The organism is Vibrio sp. 5S239, assembly GCF_041439575.1.
GTDB classification, from domain to species: domain Bacteria; phylum Pseudomonadota; class Gammaproteobacteria; order Enterobacterales; family Vibrionaceae; genus Vibrio; species Vibrio kanaloae.
Genome location: NZ_JBGOOM010000023.1, coordinates 1 through 25,174, shown reverse-complemented (window position 1 = coordinate 25,174; position 25,174 = coordinate 1). Strand labels below are relative to the sequence as shown.

Here is a 25,174-nt window from a genome sequence, read left to right as displayed (position 1 = left end):
TTAGTGTTAACTTATCTCAAAAAACAATTGTCATAAGTTGATGTAATCTCGATTGTTAATCGATTTCTTTGTCTTTACCCATAGATAAAATCCAAAGAGATACGGCTGCTACACCTGCGAAGCCGCCAAGAATGATAACTGGCATCGCACTGTAACCTAGGATATGCCAAATTACGCTTTCTAAAGTACTCATTCAATCGCTCCTTATTGCCAGCCTTCAACGCCGTGCATGTCTGGTAGTTTGTGTGCAATACCTTTGTGACAGTCTACACACGTTTTTTCACCAGAAGCTAACGCAGTCGAGTGTTGTTTCGCACTACGAGGGCTCTGCTCTGAGAAGTCCATGTAATCGAACTGGTGACAGTTACGACATTCAAGTGAATCGTTCTTCTTCAATCGAGCCCATTCGCGTTCTGCTAGGTGAGCACGACGTGCTTTGAACTTTTCTTCAGTATTGATGGTTTTCGCAATAAAGTGTGCGTATAGCTCTTTAGATGCTTGAACCTTACGAACAATTTTATCAGTCCATTCATGAGGTACGTGACAGTCTGAACAGATAGCACGAACACCAGAACGGTTTGAGTAGTGAATTGTCTCTTGGATTTCAGCAACGATAGGTGCGTGACAGCCAGAACAGAACTCTTCCGTGTTGGTTGCCTCCATACCCGTGTTGAATGCACCCCAGAACAAAAGACCACCCGAGAAACCCAAGAACAAAACAACGCCAACGGCTGCTTTACTTGGTGTCGCGAGTCTTTTCCAAAACGCTTTAAGTAATTTTATCATATATAGCCTCTCTTACAGTCCGGCTACGATTAACGCAGTGAATCTACAGGTTTGAACTCGTTCTCAACTAGTGGCTTAGCATTAGCTTGAGGAACGTGACACTGTAGACAGAAGTAACGACGAGGTGATACGTCTGCAAGTACCGCATCTTCACGGTTCATGTAGTGAGTTACACTCACTTTAGTCGCACCCATTTCTTTTGCGTTTTTCCAGCTGTGGCAAGAAAGACACTTGTTAGCGTTAAGAGAAACTTCATAGCTACGAATAGTATGAGGCACTAGAGGTGGTTGGTATACGTAGTCACTCTCAAGTACTTGGTCACGAGGGAACTTTTTGAAATCATCTGCTGCGCGAGTTGCTTCAAGTTCACTTGCACCACGTAGAGACTCTACGCCACCAATGCCACCTGGGTTATCTAGCTCAGCTTGCGCTGCACCAGCTAGCAAAAGACCAGCTGATAGTAGGGCAGTAATCAGTTTTTTCATGGTTAATTTCTCCGCCTAAAGGCTAATTCTTTGAGTGGACTACTTCTTTCAAAAAGTAACGAAAAAAGCAGTCGCAATATTAAATACGTCAGATCTACGAGCTAAGTGGTAAGAACATATTGTCCTTAAGCGACCTTAGTGATCTTAACTGGACACTTCTTGTAATCCGTCTGTTTAGACAGAGGATCCGTTGCATCCAAGATCAACTTGTTGATCAGAATTCTTGCATCAAAGAATGGTACGAATACCAAGCCTTGTGGTGGACGGTTACGACCACGAGTTTCAACACGAACGCGTACTTCGCCACGTTTGTTTTCGATAAGAACTTCATCACCACGGCGAAGGCCACGAGCTTTAGCATCAGCAGGGTGGATGTAACAAAGTGCATCCGGTACTGCTTTGTAAAGTTCTGGTACACGACGAGTCATAGTACCTGTGTGCCAGTGCTCAAGAACACGGCCTGTACATAGCCACATATCGTATTCATCGTTTGGTACTTCAGGTGGCGCTTCGTATGGCGCATTGATGATCAGTGCTTTACCATCTGGCTTGCCGTAGAAGTCCCAATCAGAGCCTTTCTTAGCGTATGGATCTGAACCTTCTTTAAAGCGCCATAGTGTCTCTTTACCGTCAACAACAGGCCAACGTAGACCACGAACTTGGTGGTAGCGATCGTATGGTGCTAAATCGTGACCGTGGCCGCGACCAAAGGCTGCGTATTCTTCGAATAGACCTTTTTGAACGTAGAAACCTTGAGCTTGTGCATCGTCGTTAAGCTCTTGAGCTTCAGACAGTGGGAATGCATCAACGTTGCCGTTTTTGTAAAGCACGTCGTACATCGTTTTACCGCGATGCTGTGGTGCTTTAGCAAGAAGTTCTTCGCCCCAAACTTCTTCAACAGTGAAGCGTTTAGAGAATTCCATGATTTGCCATAGGTCAGACTTAGCTTCACCTACGGTTTTCACTTGTTGGTACCACGCTTGTGTACGACGTTCTGCGTTACCGTAAGCACCTTCTTTCTCAATCCACATTGCGGTAGGAAGAATAAGGTCAGCCGCTTGAGCCGTTGCTGTCGGGTACGGGTCAGAACATACAATGAAGTTGTCTGGGTTACGGTAACCTGGTAGACGTTCTGTGTTGATGTTTGGACCCGCTTGCATGTTGTTGTTACACATTACCCAGTACGCGTTGATCTTACCGTCTTTAAGCATACGGTCTTGAACAACAGCGTGAGCACCTGGTTTAGGTGGGATAGTCCCTTCTGGAAGTTTCCAGATGTCTTCTGCGATCTTACGATGTTTAGGGTTCGCAACCACCATATCTGCTGGTAGACGGTGAGAGAATGTACCAACTTCACGAGCAGTACCACACGCAGATGGTTGGCCTGTTAGTGAGAACGGACTGTTGCCTGGAGTAGAAATCTTACCGGTTAAAAGGTGGATGTTGTACACAAGGCTGTTCATCCACACACCACGAGTATGTTGGTTCATGCCCATTGTCCATAGAGACATCACTTTGATGTTTGGATCCGCGTATTGCTTAGCCAGCTTGATAAGGTCATCTTGAGAGACACCTGACATTTCAGAGGCTTTTTCAACTGTGTATTCAGCAACAGACGCTTTGTAGTCTTCGAAGCTAATATCAGTCATTTTGCCTGAGTTAGGGTTCGCAGAGGCTTTCTGTAGTGGATCATCGTCACGCAGACCGTAACCGATGTCTGTCGTTGCTTGCTTGAAGTTCGTGTGCTTGTTCACGAAGTCCCAGTTCACCGCATCGTTTTGAATGATGTAGTTAGCAATGAAGTTAGCAATTGCTAGATCCGATTGAGGTTCGAAGATGTAACCCGTGTCTGCAAGCTCGAAAGAACGGTGGTAGTAAGTAGACAGTACGTTTACTTTAACGTGTGGGTGGCTTAGACGGCGGTCGGTAATACGAGTCCATAGTACTGGGTGCATTTCTGCCATGTTTGAACCCCACAGTACGAATGCGTCTGCGTGTTCAAAGTCATCGTAACAACCCATTGGCTCATCGATACCGAAAGTACGCATGAATGCGCCTACCGCTGAAGCCATACAGTGACGAGCGTTTGGATCGATGTTGTTTGAACGGAAACCCGCTTTCATCATCTTAACAGCTGCGTAGCCTTCCATTACCGTCCATTGGCCTGAACCGAACATACCAACACCTGTTGGACCGTTCTTCTTAAGAGATGCTTTCCATTTCTCAGCCATCACATCGAACGCTTTGTCCCAAGATACTGGTGCGAAGTCACCGTCTTTATGGAACTCGCCATCTTTCATACGAAGAAGAGGTTGTTCTAGACGGTCTTTGCCGTACATGATTTTTGAAAGGAAGTAGCCTTTGATACAGTTAAGGCCTTTGTTTACTGGTGCTTCTGGGTCGCCTTGAGTTGCGACCACTTTGCCGTTTTGAGTACCCACTAGTACTGAACAGCCCGTACCACAAAAACGACAAGGCGCTTTATCCCACGTGATTTTTGTTTGATCAGAGCTAGCAATCAGGTTGGTTGCGGTTGCTGGTAGTGTTACACCTGCAACGGCTGCCGCTGATGCCGCTGCGTTTGCTTTCACAAACGCACGTCTTGTCATTTTCATACTTCACCCTCAAGTTGAGAATTGTTGCTTCCAGTTTCTAAATCCGTTTCTTCTAGTCCAGTTTCGATTTGGTGATAAACCAAAGCTGTCCCTAAAACGTTCTTAATGTTGTTTATTGCTTCGATGGTGTCCGTTACAAAACCTTGGTTTTCGGTTTCTAGGACCACGATGATTTTGCCTTCAGGGCTATCTCCGTAGATTTCAGCGTTATCGAATTGCTCGATCTCTGCTTTGATCTCATTTAGATGCTCAGGGCTCACATGCACGACTAAACTTGATATATGCACTTCATTTAGTGCCATAAATTGCTCTCGTTATTTTTATTTATGCATTACTCACAAGAATAGCTGAGGTTGGGCAAACTGCTACGCAGGCCCCACAACCGCTACACTCATCTAACTTGATCTTTGGTAGAGCAACACTGCCTGCTCTAAGTTGAAATTGAATGGCCATGGGTTCACACATGTCACCACAGCTTCGACATTCAACATTTTGTTGGGCTAAGCATTTATCAGAGATACTTGCTTTTGCTTGCCAAGGTGTTTCTTCCTTGGGTTTAAAAATTGGTTCAGGACAAACGTCTGCACACTGATAACAGAAGGTGCATTCATCGATAGAAAAGTTGACAGTAGGAAAACCACCATCGCCCACAATGATTATCTTAGTTTCACAGCTCTCGATACATTTACCACAGCGAGTGCAGTCATCTGCAAAGCTTTCTAGGTTATTAATCCAAGGCAAACGAATCTGACTTGAGTCAACCTTTCGTCTAGAGAATAGACGTCGTTTTGATAGATCTACCACTAAATACCTATAGATGTTGCTAATATGTTGTAACTGTAGGTCATTGTTTCATTAATATCTTGTCATTAATCCTCACAAGTAGTGTAGTTTTAGAAACAATTGTATAAATACCCCCTAAGGGCTAATTGGGGGGATATATTGTCTTAGATCAATAAATTACGAAGCGAGTGATCACATATTGAATGGAGCTATGATATTTGATGTGTGACAATACCATTTCGCTAGCTAGTTATTTATAAATAGGAAGGCTCTTTTGCTTATAAAACCGGTTTCATCTGTCACTAGTACAATAGCGAAATCATTGCTATTTATACTGCTGTTGTCGGTTGCGACTACTGGCTTTGCCATCTTTACTTTGGCTTCAAGTTTGAATGATGCGGAGGCGGTTAACGTCGCTGGTTCAATGCGTATGCAGAGCTACCGCTTAGCCCATGATATTCAAATAGAATCAGTTGATTATGATTCTCATATTCACGAGTTTGAGCGCTCGCTTTACTCGCCATCCATGACCAAGTTGGTCAGTTGGAATGTTCCTACGGACATCACAGAAGATTATTACTTGATCATTGGGCGTTGGCATGAATTGAAGCGTGTTTTGAATAGCGAAGATCGTAAGCACTATTTAGTGTTAGTCGAAAACTTCGTGAACGAAATAGACCATTTTGTTTTCAAGCTTCAACAATTCTCAGAGAATAAGCTGATAAAATTAGCGTGGGCTGGTGGCGTAGGGCTAGGTGGTATTCTCGTCATATCTCTTTTTGTTGTTCACTTTGTACGTAAACAGGTTGTTAAACCTCTCCATGCGTTAGTTGGAGCAAGTCAGCGAATAAAGAACAGTGACTTTGAGGTTCAGTTGGAAGTGACGAACAGCAATGAACTCGGTATTTTGACCAAAACGTTCAACTCAATGGCCAAAGATTTGGGTGTGCTTTACCGAAATCTTGAAGATGTCGTTGATGCCAAAACAGTTGAACTGCAAAATGCCAATCAATCATTGCAGGCGCTTTATTATTCCTCACAAGAACTCACAGTGACACGTATTGCCCCAGAAAACTTTAGAGCGATCTTACAACACCTAGCTAGCCTTGAAGGAATCGAATCATTAAGGTTAGAGATTGTTGATAATTCAGGTCGGTCACTGATTCTGGATGAAGGTTACGACTCAAATTGTAACTATGAAAAATTTGAGATGAAGTTGGATGATAACGAACTGATTTTGGGTTATTTGTATTGCGCATATCATCATGGTCACTCAACAAAAACTTTGATTGAAAGCTTTATTCAATTGCTATCGCGAGCGATCTATTATAATCGTGCTCAAAAGAAAGCTGAGCAGCTTATCATTATGGAAGAGCGTGCGACGATAGCGCGTGAACTGCACGATTCATTGGCCCAATCTCTTTCATATTTGAAGATTCAAGTCACTTTGTTAAAGCGTGTTGTTAGCAAACTACCTGAACATAAACACAGAGAGCAGTCAGAACAGATAGCCTCTGAGATAGGGGTTGGTTTAGCTAATGCCTATACTCAACTTCGGGAGCTGCTCACTACATTTAGGTTATCTATCAAAGAAGGTAGCTTTGGAGATGCTTTGGGTACGATGCTCGAACAACTCAATGAGCGTACCGATGCGAAGATTAGTTTAACCAATAATCTTTCATCTATTGAACTTGATGCTCATAGTCAAGTTCACCTGCTTCAATTGATTCGTGAGGCAACAATAAACGCCATAAAACACGCTAATGCAGACTTGATAGATGTATGCTGCATAAATGAAAATGGTGAAGTATTAGTTGTGATTAAGGATAATGGAGATGGCTTTAATCCCAGTAGTTCTAAAATGAACCACTATGGAATGAGCATCATGCAGGAGCGAGCGGCAAGACTGAATGGCGACTTAACGGTTGAAGCAGCAAAGGGTGAAGGCTGTACAGTCATATTAAAATATAAAATTTTGAAGGAAGTTCAAGTTGACGATTTGTAAAGTAATACTGGTTGATGATCATCCATTGATGCGCAGAGGTATAAGCCAATTACTGAGCTTTGAAGATGAATTCGAAGTGATTGCGGAAGCAAGCAATGGTACTGAAGCGATCGCTCTTGCTCATGAAGAAGAACCTGATTTGATCCTGTTGGATCTTAATATGAAGGGGATGTCAGGGCTCGATACTTTAAAAGCGCTTCGTACTGATGGGGCGAGCGCTAACATTGTTATTTTAACTGTCTCGGATAGTCCTGCAGATATTGAAGCTATAGTAAAAGCAGGTGCTGACGGTTACTTGTTGAAAGATACTGAACCTGATGAATTGATTGAGTTACTTAAGCAAGCGCATAGTGGCGACAAGGCCTACAGCGATGTTGTTGCTCGCTATTTGAGTGATACCGTCAGTCGTAAAGATATCTTCGATCAGCTGACTGAACGTGAAATGCAGATCCTTCAAGAAGTCGCAAAAGGTTATCGTAATAAGCAGATCGCTGATCACTTGTTCATTTCTGAATCGACGGTTAAGGTACATATGAAGAGCCTACTGAAAAAGCTACAGGTGCCTTCACGTACCGCCGCAACCGTTCTTTACCTAGAACGTTACGGAGAAATGAAGTAGGGCTTATTCCTTTGCAATTAAACTATTTTAAGCCGTACTGCTTAGTTTCGATGCCTAATTTACATGTGATCGCTTTTGTTGAAATCAGAACGCGAAGCTAAATAGATAAAAAGAGACACAAAAAAGCACTGACCTTATTAAGTTCAGTGCTTTTTTATTTAAGCATTTTATATCGGTACTGTGGTTCGTATTACTAAGCTGTTGCTCTTACGAACGTTAGGCTTACGCCGTCATTGGAACCAATACCAGCGTACCGAAGATAACCGTAATAAGACCACAAATTACGGGTACAGAAGTACGTTTAACGACTTCGAATGGACTAATTTTACCCATACCAGATGTAGCAACAACCACACCAGATACTGGAGAGATGGTACGGCCTAAGTTAGACGCTTGGAGCATTGGGATAATAAGGAATGCTGGGTTCAAGCCCATCTTAGCTGCCAGTGATGGAGCCAGTTCTACGAAAGCATAGAAAGGTGCGTTACCAGAGCCGGTCGCAATAGCCGCAGCAACCGTTAGGCCCGTTAGGATAAGCATTAAGGCAATACCACCAGCACCTGCCGATTCAGCAAGGCCGATTAGGTTATCAATCGCACCTATAGACATTAAGCCTTGAGCAAACACACCTGCCGCAACCAAAAGCATTACCACGCCTTTAAATGCTTCTGCCATACCTTGATAGCAAGAATCTAGGTCTTCCAGTGTTTTTTCTCCGTCGAATTTCTTAACAACGTAATCGATGAGCGCACCTACGAAGATAGAGCCAACTACGATGGTGTAGATATCAAGTGAAAGCCCCGGAATAGTGCGGCCGTTGAATAGGAAAACACCGATGATAGGTAGAAATGGTAATGCAGCGTAGAAAGCGGGTGCTGTTGTTTCAATTTCAGAAACGTCTACTTTTTCCATGGGTGTATTTTCTTTCTTATCTAGGTACTTGTTCCAGAAGAAAGCTGCAGCAGCCATCACGATGATTGCACAGATGGACACTGGTAGTACCGTTTGAACGGCAAACACATCTAAAGACATTCCGGATTTTTCAGCGGCAATAACAACATCACCAGATGTTGGTGAAAGGATGATTGCCGCAGGTGATGCACAAACCGCGACAGCTGCTGGGCGAGAAATACCCATTGCTGTCATCATTGGGAATAAGGTCGCCATCAACAACACCCCCAGACCTGTTGCCGAACTGACTGCAAGTGACATCAAACAAGCCACAATGTAAGCCGCTACTAGCAACACATAAGGAGATTTGATCACAGCAAGCGGTTTAGAGAACTGTTTCACTACCACGTTGTTCGCACCGATGTGTGTCATGTAAGAAGCAAAACCACACAAAAGCATGATCTGCATGCCTAGGCCGCCACCTCGATATTGGAGCATGTACTTAACGAATTCTAGTGAGTCGGTAACCACATTACCTGTTGAAGCGACTTTAGCTGGTAAAACGGTATGGCCAATAAGGCCAGTAATAAGAAGTAGGGCAAGGCCAGCAGTCAGTAATACACCTGCTGCCTTGTAGCCTTTGACAATAAAGTAACCAACAGCGATGGTAATCACAAATCCGATCAAGAGCTCTAACATAGAAATCTCCGCAAAGTTTAAAAAATATAAGAAAGTGTTTCAGAATATGATCATGAATGTACAGAAAACTGCGCTGTGGCACGAGGTATAGTTGAGGTTGGTATGATCTAAAACAAACATTTTTTTTGATGTTAATTCTGGTTATAAATCATGAATAACTAGTGTTGTTTAGATGTTAATTGGTGTTTCTCTTTAGTTTAAAGAATATAGAACGGATCACTTTAAAGCACTTTGTAGGTGTGATAGACGAAGTCGATAGAATTTGAGAAGCTTTGAGGCAAAAGCATAAAACATTGCGATAAATACATTTAATTAATTTTAGTCCCTAGTGAGTTAGCCTGTGTTGATGAACAAGCCGTATCGTATATGTGTACTTGGTTACGACCATTATGTTTTGCAGCATACAGAGCCTCGTCAGCCCGCTTCATCCAAGTATCAATTTCTTCATTAGAAATAAGTTCAGCAATACCAATACTCAAGTTAATTTGACAAGGTGCTGATTTTCGCCCTGCCGAAACTAGGTTAGAGAAATGCTTCACGATATCATTTGCCTCTTTTTTTGAAGTATCAATCAGCAAGAGTAAAAATTCATCCCCACCAAGCCTAAATAAAATATCACTTTTTCGTGTGTTGGCCTTAACTGTATCCACTACTTCTTTAATGATTTGATCCCCTACATCATGACCGTACAAATCATTGACTTGCTTAAAATAATCAATATCAATTATTGCTATAGAAGATTTACTTGGCGACTGTTGATTTGGCATCTTCTTATCGGCTGCGTTTTGTAAAAATGTCTCCAGTTGATAGCGGTTAAATGCGCCAGTTAAAGAGTCTTTGGTAGACAGGTTACGAAGTTCATGTTGTAACTTACGAATGGCCTCAATGGCAAAGTGAGAGATGAAAGAGCAACAAAGCAGCGCTAAAAAAAAGCGAAGGGTAATCGAGAGGGGTTGATGCTGTAAAGCCACCATGCTTGTCCCTAGGATAATAATACCATTGGTGGCAATAGCTAAGCGTTGAGGGATAACAAATACAATGGCTGTGATGATTGGAAATACCCAGTACGTTACAAGAGTTCCAAATATATCCACACTTAAAATAATCGAAAATGTAATAAGAGTTAGTGGGATCAAATGACCAATTATTTTTTTATGAAAGTATAAGGCGACATAAACTTCAATCAGCAAGGTAGCTAAAAAAGAGAGTAAAATTAAAGCGAGAAAAGCTTCACCGATAACAAAATTCTTGATGATCAATGGTAAGAAAGTGAGCATTGCAACTAACACGATAAACTTCAATACTCTTCTTTTATTATGCAAATCGAATAGAGCATCGGTGTCGCTGTCAAACATGAACTTACGTCTATTCATACTAAAATACCTTGTTATATTGTTCGTTGGTAAAGCAATAGTATGTATTAATGCAAACGTGCACATGGACAAAACAATCGCTCTTGAAGCTTTGCTCGAACCCAGTTGAATATCGTGTCAGCATCTACTTTTAGTTAAGCGTATTACGAGTCATATCACAATCATTATGTTATCTATGCTCTGAAGTTGAGAAGTAACAGGGATCATTAATAGATGACTTAAGGCCATTCTGGCGTCTTAAAGCCTAAATATAAAGATGGTAGAGGCGAAGATGAATACAGATTCAGTGAACATTGAGATATCTGTATTCATGTAGAGTGCGATTCTACAGATACTAGCATTTATAGAATCGTCATTGACGGGCTTAAGGCTGATAGCATTCGGTAATGCTCACAAAATAGTCCTCATAGTAATATGAGGACTTTAAATAAGGGTTAAACAGCGTTGTTACTGGCGCATTAAGCGGATTGCCCTACTTAAAAATTAAGCATACTGCTCTACCGTCATCGCCCAGTTTTTCTTCTGTTGCTCAAAATTCATTTTGATTTGCTGATAACGAACTTTAAGTACAGAGTGTTCGTATTTTTTCACCACGTCTTCGCGTTTGCTTTCAAGTAATTGTTTTTTGACTGCGTAGTATTCGTTCATGTTTGATACCAGTGCGTCGAACTCTTTTTGAAGCTTGTCTGCGATCTGCTGTTTGTCAGCGCGGTGCATGATTTTTTGTTGCGTCCGCTTCAGTAACATTGATGCTTCAGCTTTCTCAATACGTGCTTGAGGCGTTTTCTTAAGCTTGCTTGCTAAGCCCATCAATGAAGCACTCTTAATTAACCACTTTGTTGGATCGTATTGCCACCAATAAATACCATTACGATAGTCATTCTCAAAGATGTGGTGGAAGTTATGATAGCCCTCGCCAAAAGTAAGGACAGCAAGTACACCGTTGTCACGTGCTGTATTTTTATCAGTAAATGGTTGGCTACCCCAAATATGAGCGAGAGAGTTAATAAAAAATGTGGTGTGGTGGTTTAGTACCAAACGAACCGCACCCACAATCAATAACATCCCAATCACATCACCGTAAACAACGCCAAGAGTGATAGGTACGCCGAAGTTCATTAATAGCGCCAGCAAAATATAATTTTTGTGTTGCCACATTAAGATCTTGTCTTTCTTTAGGTCACGACAGTTTTCGTAATCTTCATACATTGAGGTGTTGTAGTTACGAATCATCCAGCCGATGTGTGAATACCAAAAGCCACGTTTTGCTGAATATGGGTCTTTGTCGTTGTTGTCAACATGCTTGTGGTGAACACGGTGGTCAGAAGACCAGTGTAGAGCGCTGTTCTGTAATGCAAATGCGCCACCCAAAGCAAACAGAAATCTTAGGCTTGAATGTGCTTCAAAGGCTTTATGTGACCATAAGCGGTGGTAACCCGTCGTAATTGAAAGATTACAGAACGTAAAACAGATCGCCAGCCATATCCAGTGCTCCATACCATAGCCAAAAAAGTAGCCATAAACGGGAGCCGCGACAACAGCAAGCAGCATACTAAAAGAGAATACAAAAATATTAAGCCAGATTAATGGTGGCTTTTTTGTTGATGGTGTGTCGGCACTATTCATTAGTAAATTTCCATTGGGCTTACATCTGTGCGCTAGAATATCAGCGTACACGTGTAAGTCAAGATTGAAAGTGTAAACGTGTATTAGTATGTTTTGCTTAAATATTGTATAAAGGTAGTGTGAAATGTAGTAGCAAGTCATAAATGGAAGTACTAAGGGCTAATAAATGGAAATTAAGGTAGCTGAATATAAAGATTATGAACGAATCGCCCAATTACATGCGGATAGCTGGAAGCTATATTACCGTGGCATTCTCGCTGACGATTACTTAGAAAGTGACGTTTTAGAGGACAGATCTGTTATTTGGCAGACTCGTTTGATCAACCCTCCTTTTAACCAACATGTTTTATTGCTTGAAGAGGGCGGTTTACTGGTTGGTTTTGTCTGCGCGTTTGGTAATCATAACTTTGAACGTGGCACGTTCATTGATGCATTACATGTAGACGATAATTATCGTGGCCGGGGCATAGGTAAGCGTTTACTGTCTGAACTATCTAAGTGGTTGAAGCAATATTACTCGGATTCAGGACTTTACCTAGAAGTGATGTCTGAAAACCACCAAGCCATTGCATTCTATGAAGCGATTGGTGGTAAAGAAGAGCTGGAACAAGTTTGGAATGCACCCTGTGGTAGTCAAGTGAATGAAAAAGTGATTTCTTGGGAGTCGCCACAAGATCTTGAACAGAAAACTGCTAGTGTCGTTTATTCTTAAGCGACTTTTGCGTAGGCAACTCTTATCTTAAAATGAAGCGTGACTGGATTAGACAAAGCCCCAAATCTGCTAGGTTTGGGGCTTTCTCGTTTAGTGATTATCTTGCGTTTTGTGATTGAAAACGGCAAGTTTTATAGACTTTTCAGTATCTAATTGAGATTGATGACCTGAAAGACGACATTTACGCTCTATCGAATATAGAGCGTGAATACGTTAGAGGCAGGTTGATTAACGTTTGTTCTTCAAGTAACGCTTACGACGTTCTTCTTTCTTCTTAATTTGTTGTTCGGCTTTTAGAGCAGCAGCTTCTTCAACTTCGACCAACTCTTTAGTGATCATTTCAGGTAGCTCTAGAGTGACTTTACCTAAAGTACCGTTGCGCAGTTCGTGAAGTAGAATTTCAGAACATTTGTGAAGGTCGATATGACCACCTGCACGAAGTGCACCACGCTTACGACCAATCGCTTCCATCAACTCGATGTCAGACTCTGGCAATTCTTCGATTTGGTAGCGTTCTTTAAGTAGATTCGGGTACTGTTTCGCTAAGTATTCAACCGTATAAAAAGCAACTTCATCGTATTCCATTGCTGTATCTTTAACAGCCCCCGTTGCTGCCAAGCGGAAACCACTGTGTGGGTTTTCTACTTTAGGCCAAAGGATTCCAGGAGTATCTGAAAGGATCACTCCGTTTTGCAAGTTAATGCGTTGTTGGCGACGAGTCACTGCCGGTTGGTTACCCGTTACCGCGATTGTACGTCCAGCTAAGCAGTTGATAATGGTTGATTTACCTACGTTAGGGATACCCATGATCATCGTGCGAATGTTTTTACCCATCTGTTCACGGTGCGGTGCTAGCTTACGGACTAACTCCATAACATGGTTAACTTCTTCTTTAACGCTGGTGGTAATTGCAATCGCTTTAACACCTTGCTCTTTCTCGAAGTGCTCAATCCAACGCTGAGTCAGTTCAGGATCCGCAAGGTCACGTTTGTTCAACACTTTTACACAAGGCTTATCGCCGCGCAGTGAAGAGATCATTGGGTTTTCACTACTGAACGGAATACGAGCGTCCAGTACTTCGATAATCACATCAACCTGTGGGATAACTTCTTCGATTTCTTTGCGGGCTTTATGCATGTGTCCCGGAAACCATTGAATAGACATAGAGATAAACCTTGATAAATATTTGCTGCATATTGTAAGGGTTGGATGATACGTGTAAAGGTATATCTATCCGATCTTCAATTAGCTCAGTGAATTTGCTTGAAGTATAGGCGACTTGGTGATGTGTTTTAGCTTAGGTTGACCTAATGAAGGTGAGATCCGTTACTGTTGTGAAGTATAGAAAGCCGCAATATCTTTTAAGTCTTGAGCGTCGAGTTTACTCCGTTGTGTTTGCATCATCTGAGCGTTAGTACCTAGTCGACCTCGGTTTGGTGAGCTTTCATTGTGTGATAGAAGTAAGTTGAATCTTGACCAAAAAGTTTTGGGTAATCAATGTTACTTGTTTCCCGCTCGTGGGGTTATGACAGAAAACGCAACTTGATGACTTCATTTTACCCAGTTCAGGATCGTTAAAACCAGAGGATGAAGGCTAGGGGAAAATAGTCAGTAATAGTAAAGCGAAGGATTGGTAAGTCATACATTAGTGTACTTTTTGCTCTGCTAGGTAAGTAGAATGGTTTCAGAAGTGATGTTTTGATTTGTGAAATGTAATTAAATCACAGGTGATACGATTTAGATTGTGTTTATCAGTTTGACAGAGATACTATGAGCGATTATTAATATAAGCTTATCTTTTCAAAGGCTTAAACTTTAATATGTTATATTAGCAAAATAATTGTGGGCCTTTCTTATATTTCCGACCATAACTTCAGCTACATTTCTGGTTGTATAGTAGTTTCTAAACTATTGATAAAATATGCTTTTCTTATCGCTTCTTTGCGATTTTTGACATTTATTTTTTTATATATATTGTATACGTGCGTCTTTACCGTACTTTCTGAAATAAATAGTTCGTTTGAGATTTCTAAATTTGAATCTCCTCTAATCACGCGATTGAATATTTGAACCTCTCTTTTCGTAAGGCTAGATAGTATTACTTTCGACTTGAAAGTGTAATCGTGTCTATTAGATAGAATATGTGACATTAACTTTCTCGGTAGCCACAGATCGTCGTCACACACTGTTTTTAAACAACGGCTAAGGTGATCAATAGGAGCATCCTGATAGATGATTCCTTTTATATTAAACAAGTTGAATAACTGAATTACGGTAATACTCTGTCCGGTAATGTCAGCAGGAACATCGTAGACTACCCATTTATTGGATTCTACTTTTGATAAAATGATGTTGATATCTTCGATATTCGCTAATAGTAAGTAGCTAATAAGGATGACATCGAAAGTCTTACGGTTACTCGAGCGGCCAATGCTTGTCATACATTCTCTGCTAAAAGAAAAATCACTGTATTTTTCTATTTCGCGCTGAATAAACTGGTTGTTAATACCGTAGTCACCAATTAGGAGCATGTGCTTTAAATTATTTCTATGCATAACTTATCCCGAGCCTGGTAAATCAAGTTTTGATTCTATGACGTTGTGTTTTATAAAATTGAGCTCTGCGGCTTAATTTTTACATAATTGCATAATTATGGTTGCTGTGAAAGTCGAGGTTCAATAGAAATTTGTAGTGTATCGTCATATTTCCCTCCTGGTTTGTTCTCTGTTTCACCAATGAGAAAATTCAAAGAAATAGATTGACCAGTCGTAGCGGAAAGACGTTGAATTCTTGCATCCAGTTGCTCAAGGTTTATTCTGTCGCTATCGAGGGAAAGTTGGTATGGAATATCCCATTTAGTCTCATTAGATTCATGACGTAGCACCCCTTGATGAGATGATTCGAATACGATGGTATAAGCTGTATTACTTTGAGCCCATAGGTTAGGTGCAGAGCGAATAATCTTGTTTGAATATAATGTCCCTAGATCAAGGTCATAATGTTGTTGGGGTAATCCATAAAAATGAATTTTCGCAGCAGGCGGAACGTTAACCGATACCGGAATGGAGCTAGGGCTAATTTCCACTTGTTTACTATCAGAGGTATAAGAAGGCGAGACTTCTAAAAGCCCTCGATAGGTTCCTGACGCTAACCATTGCTTGCTCGGAAATCGCATTTGTATCGTTGCCGAAGGGTGGTTATCGGTTAATGATAAGTGCCATTGATTAGCAACCGGCATGCCAATCTGTCCTGACCACTCAAAGTTGAGTTTGTCTTGGTTCGACCCTTTTAACGAGCGACTGGTATCGTTAAGTTGTAAAATTAAGTCTAATTTGCAGGGTTCGCCAATTATGATCGCATCTATACGGTAAGTGTTTATTGTTGCGAATGTGCCTGCGCTGAAAACATCATATTGTGATTTCGATGAGACGGGTTGAATAGCCAAGGCACTGGCTTCACACGCCACTGCCGAAGGTACATGGTTTATGGTAATGAGGAACAAGGATCCCCAAAGAACTTGTTTATTCCACATAAACACCTCCTAGTCTTATCAAGTTGTCACTGCGTTCACTTAGGGTAATGATGACTGATTCTTGCTCTTTAGTGTCGAGTATCAACTGGTACTTACCGGGCTTTAATCCAGAGATTGCGAATATGCCGTTACGATTGGTAAAGAAGTCAATCGGCAACTGTTTTTCCTCACCAAGGTAATGTGCTACACCAGCGACAAGTGAAATAGGGTTGTTACTTTGACGATCGAATAGCGTGCCAATAACAGTTAATACGGCATCAGAGCCGATCTGGAGTTGGAAGCCTCGTTTATAACCCGGCTTAATCCAAAAAGCGCCGTCACCTAAGTCATATCCTGGCGGCAAGTTATCGACCTCGTAACTGACTACTTGGCCATTATAAGCAACAAGGTCTGGGACCATAGCACTTGCATCTCCTTTAAGGTAAACGCGTGCGTACTCACCATCTTTTGTTGGGTCGACAGCCACGTCATTTTTTGCGAGGCTTTCGTGCTTGCTAACAATAGCAAATGCTTCGCGCACTGGTCTGCCGAGCGTCACAGATGAACCTGCAAAAGCAAGGGCACTACTTATAGTTACATCAGTACTGTGGTTTCGTGTCTCACCACTAATATCTTCAAGCCGCGAAGCGTGGGTCGCGTTTAATTCATAACGGTTGGCCGTGTAGTTAATACCAGCATCCATATCGGCATCCGTTTCTTCGTTAGTAATAACACTCGCAAACGCCGACACCCCCCCTGTGTTACCAATGTTATTTTGATAGCTGTAATCTAAGGCGGCTTCATTGAGCTCTGTGGTGTAACGACCGACAACACGAGTTTGTCGACTCAGAGGCCAGCTTATGGTGACAGTAGTGCTGATATCATCGTCTTCGCTTTCGTTATGCCGATAGTTAACGCGTGCACTCCAAGTAGCAGGAGTATCAAACAGTCCGTCCGATAAACTCGGGCTAATCAGCCAATAATCGTTCTCTTTGTCTATTCCCGAGCGATAATTGAGGGTCATGGCGGCACGTAAAGACTGACCAAGGTAAATGGAGCTAAATGCAGATACATAATGGGTGGTTAAGTTGATATCGATATCGGAAGCATCGAACCCTGAGACCCCAGCAAAATTGTTGGTCAGATATTCATAGCTCACACTCAGTTGTGGGGACAGCGTATTCGTATTGGAAAATTCCGCATCGAACGCAAATTTGTAAGCGCCGCCAGTTCCAAATGTAGGGTGTTCGCTACGTGAAGCATTGAGTTCAGTGACGCCCCATGTAGAAGCGAATAACGCGGTAGCACCATATTGGTAAAGATCTTCACGGGTTTGGAAGTTGGTACCTAACGTTAACCAAGGATTAATACCCACATCGACATAACCATGGAAAATGCGCTCGTTGGTTAGGTATTCTAGTTGTCCATTTTGTAATTCAGAAGGTGCTCCATACATGACGCTATATTCAAACTCACCGCTATTGAGCAAGTCGTTCCCGGTCGCAACAGAGAACTCGATGCGTTCTTCATTCCCGGAGCGGTCGGTGATGACGAGTACAATATCATTGCTACCTTGCGCCAGGGGTATGTCACTAAGGTTATAGCTACCGGCGCCTAGCGTTAATCGCTGGACGGCAATCCCATCTATATAGACATCGACATTTGAAGCTCTTTGAAGTGTGAATGATTGATTGGCCCGTGGTCGTGCATTTCTGGTTGGAATGAGTGTGAAATCTCGAGTTAAGCCAATACCAAGTATGTCGGTGCTGTCCTGAAAAGATTGACCACTGTTGTACATATCGCCGAGCACAAGTCGTGTGCCTTGTTCTGCAAAGTCAATATTAAGACGAGATCCTTCTCTTACGTATCGCGAATCTTGTGATGAGCTGTTTTCTAAATAAGATTCATACTCAAAGTTTAGAAAACCAATGTTAAGTGCGGAGTCAAATTGACTGCGATAGAGGTCCTGCCTTGACGAATTCTGATCGACATATTGGCTCTCATTAGCCGAAAGGGCAAAGTTAACGTATCCACTAAATAAACTTGGCTTGGCATAGTTATAAAAATCATCTGCACCGTTCATAGACAATTGCTGGGTTAAGCTAAATTCAAGCGGCACTGTCACGATGCATTCTAATGAAGAGAAATCGAAACTAAGGCCTAATCCTACGCTCTCAAAATGGTGCTGAGACAGCATCTTATCGTCTGTTGTGTCATTGAGTTTCCCAATACCTTCTTGAGTTACGACGGAAGAAAGGAGAGAAAGTGTACTTTCCTTTGGTAACAAGATCTCGTTGTTTGCGGTAATGATAATGTCCGCTTCCCCCAGTATGGTGTCACTTATCCTTAACAAAGAGGTAAGCTGAATATCTCGCCCTGTTGGATTCAAGACCATTTCCTGGCCCCAAGCTGCAGGGCTTAAGGCGGCACAATAAAAAAGTACTAATCCCAAGACATACAAAACTTGCCACATCTTGTGATGGGTTTCAGTTTTCATGCCCATGGTATGTGCCCATTGGTAAGTAATTTAAAGAAGAGGGCAAAGTAATAGTGGACCGTGGTGGAATAAACTGCTCACCTAAAGCCGCATGTACTTTTTGGCTCTGAGATTCGAGCCCCGCAAAATGAAGTAACGATGTATAGGTAAATCGTGACCCTGAATTAGTAAGTGTTAGTTTGCCTTGTTCATCTACGTGCAATTTCACGTCAGGTTCTAACGAGGATGAGTGAATGTGCAACAACGCATTGTAGTGAACTTGTAAATTGATACCGGTTGCTAAACCGATGGGTTTATCTATTCTCGCGTTGTTCTGGCCAATATTTACGGTACTGAAACGAATAAAATAACTCTGAGAGGTCTCGAGTGTTCTGTTTCCCAACCATTGTATACGGAACACTTGACGTTCTCCGGGGGCTAACATCGCGGCTGGTGGAAACACAAACATCTCTTCACTCGCTAGATCAGATGTCTCGAACGTACCATCAGATGAGAAGTTCAAACGACGAACGTTAGCTTCAAGTGGGAGAGCTTGTGTAGAGTTGTTAGTTACAACTAGTTGCGACGTTGCCCTGTGATCGGTGTTGAGCTCGATGACGGTTGGAAACAGTGTTATGCCAAACGTTTGTGCACACAGAAAGTAATAAATGAGCCCACCCAAGATATAACGTCTCATTGTTATTGGTCCTGCTCTATTTCAATCGATAGGGTGTTCACGTCATAATTTTTAAGTGGCTGCATTTCGAAAAAGCGAGTGGAGTAGGGAAGGACTAAAGTACCCGGAATACGTTTAGCGATTTCTACGCCTTTTAAATAGGTTGAATTTTTACCATCAGATATCTTCCATGTTGTATTGGTTAATCGACCATAACTATTACCACTGTTAAGTACTTCAAGAACCCATTTGTTCTTTTTGTCATTTTGTTCGATGCTTTTAATTTCTAGCTGAGAAGCTGTGTTCTGAGGTCGCACGTTGATAAGCGTATTAAACTGAAGCAAAAGACTTACTTGCCCTTGGTTGCTGCTCGCTCTTTGAACTTTTACTTGCTTAACAGCAATGCGATACGCTTTAGACTCTGTGATGGAAGGATCGCCCAAATAGCGCACCATAATGGATTGCGATCGCCCAGGTTCTATTATTGCGGTCACCGGTATCACTAATAGCTCGTCATCTGCAGGCGTCGTGGTCTCTTTCCCATATTTGTCCATTGTCATATATACCGGAGACAACTCAACCGTGAGTGGTTCGGTTGAAGAGTTTTCAACCCTCATGGTCATTTGAGCTCTTTTGCCAAGCGGTGTTATTTCCATAGACATCGGTTCGACTTTGAACGCATGAGCGGACAGACAAGTGAATGACAATAGGAAAAGAACGATCCATTTATGCATGATCCATTTATACATAGTGAAGAGCTCCAAATTAAACTTATGTCGTTGAGATTGAGATTAAGTCGGAGGCCAAATAATAGCCCCCGACTTATTAACCTCTAATTCGAGGTGATATTTACGGTTAATGTATCTGAGTAGCCACCTGCCCATGGGGAGGTTTCTGTCGTCACAATATCAATAGATGCGGCAACACCTGTCGCTAATGCTCCAGAACCGCCATAAGAATTACTGACTGAAACGTCATTTAGACCTGGGCCCCCTGGCGCATTAAGCGTGAAAGGAGCTAAGCCTGAAGGATTAAATGTCGCATCGTAGGTAAGAGCGTAGTCTTCGTTATCGTCTGACTCTAGACCACCTTCAGCACTTGTCAGTGTCACAGTTGCACCATCGACGTCATTACACTTCATGTTAAGACCACTAACAGAAAGGTTTTGAATTTGAGATACGTTACCAAAGTCCATCAGTTGCGTTGAAAGACCAGTAACCTCACATACAGGTGAAACAAATCCAACTAATTGGACATCACCGGGAGCGGCTTGGACTTGAGCGCCAAAAATAGCTGTGACTGTTGCTGCGTAGAGTGTTAGCTTTTTCATTAGAAATTCCTTTATCTTAAATGATTGGCTCGAATACTGCTGAGCGTATGTTGTTCTGCAGATACATTGCAGAGTTTTCACTTTGTTACGCTATGAATCGAAGGGTAAACTTCGATCTCAATAACGTCTTGATAATAACCTGCGAAACGCAAGCTATTTTCGAGTGCTACCCTAAGACTCCCATGTTGAGAGAACGGAATAACACCAGAACTGTCTATCATTACTGGTGAAGTAAGTTGACTGCTGTGCCTACTTTCATAAAGACGAATTTCGTCTATTTGTAATGACAAATTGTAATTCTCAATAATATCAACCCCTTGATGTTGATATTTTAAGCCTCCATATTTTGAGTTGATCGTTATACCCAACGGACGGTTACAATACATATTAAAAGGCAACGATTGCACATCACGGTGTTCCGTAAAGTTCATAATGTTGCCAGAAAAAAAGTTTATTTCGCATCGATCTTTGATCTGACCGCTAATTCCTAACGTTAAGCTATTAGCACTGGCATAGAATGAAAGCGATAGGCTAAAGATTAATACGGAGACGGTGAAGTTATGAAGGCTCCTAAATACTCTAACCATAATTTCACCTCTCACTGATTGAATGTAACTTGTTGCTTAACTTTCAAAACTATAAGTGCTTTAAAAAATGGTGAAGTAGTAAAAAAAGTTTATTATTTAGGAAAAGTATGAGTTTTAGTATGATTTTAAGCTGAGAGGTAGAAGCGAAATTATTAGAGAATAATTTAATATTCAATTAGATAGGTTGGTTTTACTCAATGCTAATATTGGCGGAGATTTTTTATTTAATTGATTAAAATAGGACTATGGTCTACACGGGTGTTTTGGGGTTTTTGATGGGTTACTGTCATCATGAATGTGACAGTATTATTAACGAAAATACTAATTTGATTATTTAATTTACAAGTTGATTGTATCGATTGTAAATTGTAATAATGGAGAGCGACTATCTACTATTTCTTTATTTAAATTAGTTCTTTACAAGAATCTATTAGAATTGATGTGTTCTAGTTTTAATTACCGTATGCGTGGTGATTAAAAACCTGAATCTATTATTACTAAGTCATTTACCTTTAGTGAAAATACAGTGCTGGTAAGCCATTAATGTAACTCCAACTTAAACAATAATTTAATGTTTAAATGCTAGAATAATTATTAGAAGGTATTCTCATAGGCCAAAACGAGATCGCGTTCTGTTCCAGTCAATTTAGTGTGCTTATTAGAAAACTAGTCTGTGTCAAGAAGATTATTTGCTGTGGAATTGTTGAATGAATTTTTTGAAAGACTAAAGCTTCTCACAGGAAGCTTTAGTCTTAATTACGGTAGAGGTTAATCTCATTAAAAGAGTTAAAGCGCATTTTCCAACTTAGTTAGGAAAGTAGCAATATCTTCTGCGCTAATGTCACGGTGAGTAACAAAGCGCACTGGGTTCCCTGGTGACATCGTAATGCCTTGTTCGCCCAGTTCGCGAGCGATGCGGTTGATATCTACTGACTCATCCAATTTAGCAAACACAATGTTAGTTTGAATGAAATCAGGGTTAACCGAAAAACCTTCTAGCTTGCTTAAACCAATCGCTAGATTTTTCGCATTGTCGTGGTCAGCTTTAAGTTGAGCAACGTTCTCCGTCAGCGCCATTTTACCTGCAGCGGCAAGAATACCTGCTTGGCGCATACCACCGCCGACCATTTTGCGCAGTCGACGTGCTTTGGCGATGTATTCTTTGCTGCCAAGAAGTAGTGAACCGATTGGAGCGCCTAAACCTTTCGATAAGCAAATCGTCATAGAATCGAAGTGTTGTGCGATTTCTTTAATGTGCACGTCTAATGCCACGGCTGCGTTATAGACGCGCGCGCCATCTAGGTGCATTTGAAGTCCGTGTTGGTTTACGAACTCACGTGCTTCCGCTAGATAAGACATTGGGAGGACTTTACCATTGATAGTGTTTTCTAAACTAAGAAGCTTGGTACGAGCAAAGTGGCTGTCGTTGGGCTTAATCGCAGCAGCAAGCTTTTTAAAGTCTAAAGTCCCGTCTGGGTTGTTCTCGATTGGTTGAGGTTGAATAGAACCCAGTACCGCAGCACCGCCAGCTTCGTACTTGTAGTTGTGCGCTTGTTGGCCACAAAGGTATTCGTCACCACGTTCACAATGTGCCATTAACCCGAGTAGGTTGGCTTGCGTACCTGAAGAGGTGAACATGGCCGCTTCAAAGCCGGTTTCATTCGCAGCCCACAGTTCTAATTCGTTTACGGTTGGGTCGTCGCCATAAACATCATCACCCACTTCTGCGTTTGCCATTGCATCACGCATAGCTTGTGAAGGTTTAGTTACGGTATCAGAACGAAAGTCCATGTTTTCTCTCCTAGAGTACTTTAGGTAGTCATATAATTGGCTATAGATAACCACATAGTTGGGCTTTACTTAAACAAGCGATAGTTTTGGCATCAGTGATTTGATCGTGTCGTATTTTGTCGTGCAGTTCTTGTAAGCTTAGCTCGATTACTTCTATGACTTCATCTTCGTCACATTCAAAGCGGGTAGTGAGGCTAAGGTCTTTCGCGACGAATAGATGTTGTATCTCATCACAGAAGCCAGCCAAAGGCGTAACTTGCCCCAAGCCTTGAAAGGAAGTTGCACTGTAACCGGTTTCTTCTTCCAGTTCGCGTTGAGCACATTGAAGAGGTGTCTCATCATTTTCCATGGTGCCCGCAGGTAACTCTAGAAGCCATTTTTTAAGGGAAGGGCGAAACTGATTAATGAGGATAATCTTTCCAGACGAAGTGATAGGAAGAATAACGGCCGCGCCAGGGTGGCTGATTGTGGTGTGTTTTACCACGACGTTCGTAGGGAGCGTCACGTTCTCTTCGATAAGAGAAATACTTTTCCATTGATGGATAACTTTACTCATGCAGTCTGGCCACATTCCTTGCCAATTTTTCGATAACTGAAGACGTGCACTACCATAACGTCTATGGTGTCGAAAATAAAAGAAAAATTGAGTTTAGTAATAGGTTTCGTTTTACGCCGTTCGTGATGTTACTCTCATATTTGGAATCTATGATTACATCAAAATTACGACCCTAACCATCTGATATAAATGCAACTCAATAATAAAATGCACTTGTAACAAAGTGCTAACAAATGTATAAAAACATATCTACACTCTCAACAGTTCAAAGATTTTCGGAGTAACGCATGAACCCTTCTATTTCCTCACATGCTGACAAGGCGCTACTCTCTGAAAGAATCAATAAATTAGCGCATGCTCTCTCAGATGGTGTCTATGAAAGAGAAGACACGATTAAGCTCTGTTTACTCGCGGCTCTCGCCGGCGAAAGTGTATTCCTATTAGGTCCTCCGGGCATCGCAAAAAGCCTTATCGCTAAACGTCTCATCCAAGCTTTTGACAACAGTAGCTATTTCGAATACTTGATGACACGTTTCTCTACGCCCGAAGAAGTGTTCGGTCCGCTAAGTATCCAAGAATTAAAAGATAACGGTCGCTATGTAAGACTGACCGAAGGCTACCTACCAACCGCACAAGTAGTGTTCCTTGATGAGATCTGGAAAGCAGGTCCTGCAATCCTGAACACACTTCTAACTGTGGTTAACGAAAAAACATTTAAGAACGGCAGTGACATTGAGCGTGTACCGATGCGCTTGTTGGTATCTGCATCGAATGAACTTCCAGACGAAGACAGCGGCTTAGAAGCGCTTTATGACCGTATGTTGGTTCGCGTGTTTGTTAACCGTATTCAAAACAAGCAAAACTTCAAATCGATGCTGACGACTGGCACATCTCAAGAGGCTGTGATTCCAAAAGGTTTGGCGATTACTGATATTGAATACCACCAGTGGCAGAAAGAGCTCGACAAGCTAGAGCTGACCGATAACTCGTTTAACAAGCTGTATGAACTGAAAACCATGCTTGAGGAAACAGTTAAGAAGCAAGGTTCAGCATCAGAATCTGATTTGTATGTATCAGATAGACGTTGGAAGAAAGCCGTTAAACTATTGAAAGCGAGCGCCTTCTTTAGTGGTCGAGACAGCGTAAACCCTCTGGATATTATGCTTCTGCAAGATTGTTTATGGCACAGCCCAGAATCACGCGATGTGGTTCGTAGCGTGGTAAAAGACTTTGCATTGAACCGTGCGTTCGATCAGCAAGAGTCAAAAGCACAAATCGAAATGTCTCGTGAAGAGCTAGAAGAGATTCAAGATGACGTTGAATCGACATTGTCAGTATCGCTGTCAATGGAGTCTACCAGTGGCTTGCTGCGTAAAGACGTTTACCAAAACGATATCAAGAACGCGAAGATGTACAGTGTTGGTAATGCGTACAACTTAGTTAAGTTGGTTCTGCTACAAAGCAACATGTCAGTTTCTGAATCTGAGAAAGGCGATAGCCGCTGGGTATACGTAGCCAAAGACGACTTTGACCGTGTGCTAAAAGAAGGCCACGGCGACATTTACGGTTACGTAAACGAAAACAAGAATCTGTGTCGCTTGAAGCTGGATCTTGATGCATCGAATCAATTAGTCATAAAAGATATCGCGAATC

Annotated in this window: 23 protein-coding genes; 4 read left to right on the top strand and 19 right to left on the bottom strand. The window is 41.8% G+C overall.

The features are described from left to right. Positions 1–55 precede the first annotated feature (55 nt). From ACED48_RS16055 to napF, 6 genes are all read right to left on the bottom strand, one after another. The gene (locus tag ACED48_RS16055; RefSeq protein WP_010430103.1) at positions 56–193 is read right to left on the bottom strand and encodes a TIGR02808 family protein; all 138 of its coding nucleotides are present in this window, start codon (positions 191–193) and stop codon (positions 56–58) included. 11 nt (positions 194–204) lie between these two features. Continuing rightward, positions 205–786: a NapC/NirT family cytochrome c gene (locus tag ACED48_RS16050; RefSeq protein ID WP_009845456.1), complete on the bottom strand. Its 582-nt coding sequence runs from the start codon at positions 784–786 to the stop codon at positions 205–207. 29 nt (positions 787–815) lie between these two features. Then, positions 816–1,271, bottom strand: a complete 456-nt coding sequence (locus ACED48_RS16045) for a nitrate reductase cytochrome c-type subunit (RefSeq protein WP_010430099.1) — start codon at positions 1,269–1,271, stop codon at positions 816–818. Between the two features lie 125 nt (positions 1,272–1,396). Next, positions 1,397–3,886 (bottom strand): periplasmic nitrate reductase subunit alpha, encoded by a 2,490-nt coding sequence (napA, locus tag ACED48_RS16040; protein WP_371692194.1) that lies wholly within the window; start codon positions 3,884–3,886, stop codon positions 1,397–1,399. Beyond that, the gene (locus ACED48_RS16035) at positions 3,883–4,188 is read right to left on the bottom strand and encodes a chaperone NapD (protein WP_017058194.1); all 306 of its coding nucleotides are present in this window, start codon (positions 4,186–4,188) and stop codon (positions 3,883–3,885) included. The genes napA and ACED48_RS16035 overlap by 4 nt, the downstream gene beginning before the upstream one ends. Positions 4,189–4,210: 22 nt before the next feature. Continuing rightward, positions 4,211–4,690 carry a ferredoxin-type protein NapF gene (napF, locus tag ACED48_RS16030; protein WP_017058195.1) on the bottom strand — a complete coding sequence of 160 codons (480 nt, stop codon included), beginning with the start codon at positions 4,688–4,690 and terminating at the stop codon, positions 4,211–4,213. Between the two features lie 253 nt (positions 4,691–4,943). On the opposite strand from napF, the gene narQ reads away from it, so the two are divergent. After that, positions 4,944–6,674, top strand: a complete 1,731-nt coding sequence (gene narQ / locus ACED48_RS16025; protein WP_017058196.1) for a nitrate/nitrite two-component system sensor histidine kinase NarQ — start codon at positions 4,944–4,946, stop codon at positions 6,672–6,674. Continuing rightward, entirely contained in the window at positions 6,661–7,293 is a 633-nt protein-coding gene (locus ACED48_RS16020; protein WP_017058197.1) for a response regulator, read from the top strand. The genes narQ and ACED48_RS16020 overlap by 14 nt, the downstream gene beginning before the upstream one ends. 222 nt (positions 7,294–7,515) lie before the next feature. On the opposite strand, the gene dcuC is transcribed toward ACED48_RS16020, so the two are convergent. The 3 genes from dcuC to ACED48_RS16005 all read right to left on the bottom strand — a co-directional run bounded on the left by dcuC (position 7,516) and on the right by ACED48_RS16005 (position 11,882). Further along, entirely contained in the window at positions 7,516–8,883 is a 1,368-nt protein-coding gene (dcuC, locus tag ACED48_RS16015) for an anaerobic C4-dicarboxylate transporter DcuC (protein ID WP_017058198.1), read from the bottom strand. Positions 8,884–9,191: 308 nt separating this feature from the next. Beyond that, positions 9,192–10,256 (bottom strand): GGDEF domain-containing protein, encoded by a 1,065-nt coding sequence (locus ACED48_RS16010; protein ID WP_017058199.1) that lies wholly within the window; start codon positions 10,254–10,256, stop codon positions 9,192–9,194. A gap of 483 nt (positions 10,257–10,739) precedes the next feature. Next, complete coding sequence (locus ACED48_RS16005) at positions 10,740–11,882, bottom strand: fatty acid desaturase (protein WP_017058200.1); 1,143 nt, start codon at positions 11,880–11,882, stop codon at positions 10,740–10,742. Between the two features lie 166 nt (positions 11,883–12,048). Here ACED48_RS16005 and ACED48_RS16000 point away from each other — a divergent pair, with 166 nt between their 5' ends. Beyond that, entirely contained in the window at positions 12,049–12,594 is a 546-nt protein-coding gene (locus tag ACED48_RS16000) for a GNAT family N-acetyltransferase (RefSeq protein WP_017058201.1), read from the top strand. 228 nt (positions 12,595–12,822) lie between these two features. Here ACED48_RS16000 and ylqF read toward each other — a convergent pair whose 3' ends face one another. From ylqF to ACED48_RS15950, 10 genes are all read right to left on the bottom strand, one after another. Then, entirely contained in the window at positions 12,823–13,758 is a 936-nt protein-coding gene (ylqF, locus tag ACED48_RS15995) for a ribosome biogenesis GTPase YlqF (RefSeq protein WP_017058202.1), read from the bottom strand. A gap of 713 nt (positions 13,759–14,471) precedes the next feature. Then, positions 14,472–15,149 (bottom strand): response regulator transcription factor, encoded by a 678-nt coding sequence (locus tag ACED48_RS15990; RefSeq protein ID WP_017058203.1) that lies wholly within the window; start codon positions 15,147–15,149, stop codon positions 14,472–14,474. Positions 15,150–15,244: 95 nt separating this feature from the next. Next, positions 15,245–16,126, bottom strand: coding sequence for a hypothetical protein (locus ACED48_RS15985; protein ID WP_017058204.1), 882 nt, complete (start codon positions 16,124–16,126; stop codon positions 15,245–15,247). Further along, complete coding sequence (locus ACED48_RS15980) at positions 16,116–18,500, bottom strand: fimbria/pilus outer membrane usher protein (protein ID WP_029627250.1); 2,385 nt, start codon at positions 18,498–18,500, stop codon at positions 16,116–16,118. Before ACED48_RS15980 ends, ACED48_RS15985 begins: the two co-directional genes overlap by 11 nt. Before the next feature lie 91 nt (positions 18,501–18,591). After that, on the bottom strand, positions 18,592–19,278 hold the full coding sequence (locus ACED48_RS15975) for a fimbria/pilus periplasmic chaperone (protein ID WP_017058206.1): 687 nt from the start codon (positions 19,276–19,278) through the stop codon (positions 18,592–18,594). Positions 19,279–19,280: 2 nt separating this feature from the next. Beyond that, positions 19,281–20,006 carry a molecular chaperone gene (locus ACED48_RS15970; protein ID WP_017058207.1) on the bottom strand — a complete coding sequence of 242 codons (726 nt, stop codon included), beginning with the start codon at positions 20,004–20,006 and terminating at the stop codon, positions 19,281–19,283. 83 nt (positions 20,007–20,089) lie between these two features. Continuing rightward, entirely contained in the window at positions 20,090–20,587 is a 498-nt protein-coding gene (locus tag ACED48_RS15965) for a hypothetical protein (protein ID WP_017058208.1), read from the bottom strand. A 77-nt stretch (positions 20,588–20,664) separates the two neighbouring features. Beyond that, positions 20,665–21,189 (bottom strand): hypothetical protein, encoded by a 525-nt coding sequence (locus ACED48_RS15960; protein ID WP_198928338.1) that lies wholly within the window; start codon positions 21,187–21,189, stop codon positions 20,665–20,667. A gap of 771 nt (positions 21,190–21,960) precedes the next feature. Next, positions 21,961–22,965 carry a low-specificity L-threonine aldolase gene (gene ltaE, locus ACED48_RS15955; protein ID WP_017058210.1) on the bottom strand — a complete coding sequence of 335 codons (1,005 nt, stop codon included), beginning with the start codon at positions 22,963–22,965 and terminating at the stop codon, positions 21,961–21,963. 40 nt (positions 22,966–23,005) lie between these two features. Next, positions 23,006–23,521, bottom strand: a complete 516-nt coding sequence (locus ACED48_RS15950) for an NUDIX hydrolase (protein ID WP_017058211.1) — start codon at positions 23,519–23,521, stop codon at positions 23,006–23,008. A gap of 287 nt (positions 23,522–23,808) precedes the next feature. On the opposite strand from ACED48_RS15950, the gene ACED48_RS15945 reads away from it, so the two are divergent. After that, a partial coding sequence (locus ACED48_RS15945) for a regulatory ATPase RavA LARA domain-containing protein (protein ID WP_371726456.1) occupies positions 23,809–25,174 on the top strand: 1,366 nt, incomplete at its 3' end.